The sequence below is a fragment of the Pseudomonas sp. Pseusp97 genome (assembly GCF_047304025.1).
GTDB lineage: Bacteria > Pseudomonadota > Gammaproteobacteria > Pseudomonadales > Pseudomonadaceae > Pseudomonas.
Genome location: NZ_JBGLYK010000458.1, coordinates 1 through 844, shown reverse-complemented (window position 1 = coordinate 844; position 844 = coordinate 1). Strand labels below are relative to the sequence as shown.

Sequence of the window (844 nt, the reverse complement as noted above, 5' to 3'; positions counted from 1 at the left end):
GGCCGAGCCCGGCGGCCAGCACCATCAGCGCGCCCCAGACCAGCTCCGGCACCGCACGCAGGGCGTTGAGCAGCAGCCGCGACAGACTCTGCGCGATGCGTCCGAAGCGCCCGGCTGCCGGGAGCGCCAGCAGCATGCCCAGCAGCGCGGCGAGCAGGGTGCCGATGGCGGACATGGCCAGGGTTTCCAGGGCGCCGCGTCCGACTGCCGCGAGGTGCGTGGCGCTCAGGTCCGGAGAGAGGAAATCGCGGCCGTAGTCGAGCATCTGGCCGAGGCCGCGCGCGTCGAACAGCCCGCCGGTATCCATCTCCAGGTAGGCGAAGGACGCGCCGACGGCGAGCAGGATCAGCAGCAGCCAGCCCAGGCTGCGCAGCAGGCCGCTCATTCGAGCCTCCCGCGCAGGAAGCGGCTGAGCAGGTCGGCGCCCAGCACCAGCACCAGGAAGGTCAGCAGGATGCTCGCCACCTCGCCGCCGGCGAACATGCGCAGCGACAGGTCGATCTGCTGGCCGAGCCCGCCGGCGCCGACGAAGCCCATCACCACGGAGGCGCGGATCGCGCATTCCCAGCGGTAGACGGTGTACGAAATCAGTTCCGGCGCGGCCGAGGGCAGCACGCCGTAGGCGAAGGCCTGCAGCCGCGAACCGCCACCCAGCAGTAGCGCGCGGGTGGGGCGCGGGTCCACCGATTCGAAGATTTCCGCGTAGACCTTGCCGAGCATGCCACCGTAGGTGATGGCGATCGCCAGTACGCCAGCGGTGGGGCCCAGGCCCACGGCGCGGACGAACAGCAGCGCCCAGACGATTTCCGGCACGCTGCGCTGGCCGGTGCGCGGCCTGCTGATC

The 844-nt window shown here is 71.6% G+C and carries 2 protein-coding genes; both read right to left on the bottom strand.

Translation table 11 applies throughout. The features are described from left to right. The coding region (locus ACCC94_RS29870) for a PhnE/PtxC family ABC transporter permease (RefSeq protein ID WP_413353194.1) at positions 1 to 385 on the bottom strand (385 nt) is incomplete at its 3' end. Beyond that, positions 382 to 844: PhnE/PtxC family ABC transporter permease (locus ACCC94_RS29865; RefSeq protein WP_413353193.1), on the bottom strand; the 463-nt coding region annotated here is incomplete at its 5' end. The genes ACCC94_RS29865 and ACCC94_RS29870, both read right to left, overlap by 4 nt.